The organism is Streptomyces sp. NPDC057010 (genome assembly GCF_042673805.1).
Classification (GTDB): domain Bacteria; phylum Actinomycetota; class Actinomycetes; order Streptomycetales; family Streptomycetaceae; genus Streptomyces.
In genome coordinates this window covers 1-1,427 of record NZ_JBHUSC010000117.1, presented here as the reverse complement: position 1 = coordinate 1,427, position 1,427 = coordinate 1, and the positions used below count along the sequence as shown (strand labels likewise).

Sequence of the window (1,427 nt, the reverse complement as noted above, 5' to 3'; positions counted from 1 at the left end):
AAGGCTGAGACCTGATGCCGAGCCGATTGTGGTGAAGTGGATGATCCTATGCTGTCGAGAAAAGCCTCTAGCGAGTTTCATGGCGGCCCGTACCCTAAACCGACTCAGGTGGTCAGGTAGAGAATACCGAGGCGTTCGGGTGAACTATGGTTAAGGAACTCGGCAAAATGCCCCCGTAACTTCGGGAGAAGGGGGGCCATCACTGGTGATCGGACTTGCTCCGTGAGCTGGGGGTGGCCGCAGAGACCAGCGAGAAGCGACTGTTTACTAAAAACACAGGTCCGTGCGAAGCCGTAAGGCGATGTATACGGACTGACGCCTGCCCGGTGCTGGAACGTTAAGGGGACCGGTTAGTGCACTTTCGGGTGTGCGAAGCTGAGAACTTAAGCGCCAGTAAACGGCGGTGGTAACTATAACCATCCTAAGGTAGCGAAATTCCTTGTCGGGTAAGTTCCGACCTGCACGAATGGCGTAACGACTTCTCGACTGTCTCAACCATAGGCCCGGTGAAATTGCACTACGAGTAAAGATGCTCGTTTCGCGCAGCAGGACGGAAAGACCCCGGGACCTTTACTACAGTTTGATATTGGTGTTCGGTTCGGCTTGTGTAGGATAGGTGGGAGACTGTGAAAGCCATACGCCAGTATGGTGGGAGTCGTCGTTGAAATACCACTCTGGTCGTGCTGGATGTCTAACCTCGGTCCGTGATCCGGATCAGGGACAGTGTCTGATGGGTAGTTTAACTGGGGCGGTTGCCTCCCAAAGGGTAACGGAGGCGCCCAAAGGTTCCCTCAGCCTGGTTGGCAATCAGGTGTTGAGTGTAAGTGCACAAGGGAGCTTGACTGTGAGACCGACGGGTCGAGCAGGGACGAAAGTCGGGACTAGTGATCCGGCGGTGGCTTGTGGAAGCGCCGTCGCTCAACGGATAAAAGGTACCCCGGGGATAACAGGCTGATCTTCCCCAAGAGTCCATATCGACGGGATGGTTTGGCACCTCGATGTCGGCTCGTCGCATCCTGGGGCTGGAGTCGGTCCCAAGGGTTGGGCTGTTCGCCCATTAAAGCGGTACGCGAGCTGGGTTTAGAACGTCGTGAGACAGTTCGGTCCCTATCCGCTGTGCGCGTAGGAATATTGAGAAGGGCTGTCCCTAGTACGAGAGGACCGGGACGGACGAACCTCTGGTGTGCCAGTTGTCCTGCCAAGGGCATGGCTGGTTGGCTACGTTCGGGAGGGATAACCGCTGAAAGCATCTAAGCGGGAAGCCTGCTTCAAGATGAGTATTCCCACCTCCTTGAGAGGGTAAGGCTCCCAGTAGACGACTGGGTTGATAGGCCAGATGTGGAAGCCCGGTAACGGGTGAAGCTGACTGGTACTAATAGGCCGAGGGCTTGTCCTCAGTTGCTCGCGTCCACTGTGTTAGTTCTGAA

Annotated in this window: 1 rRNA gene (running past one end of the window); it reads left to right on the top strand. The window is 55.9% G+C overall.

Annotated elements, in window-relative coordinates:
- Positions 1-1,396, top strand: a 23S ribosomal RNA gene (locus ACFTXQ_RS36410); it begins 1,379 nt to the left of the window's first position.
- Positions 1,397-1,427: the final 31 nt, after the last annotated feature.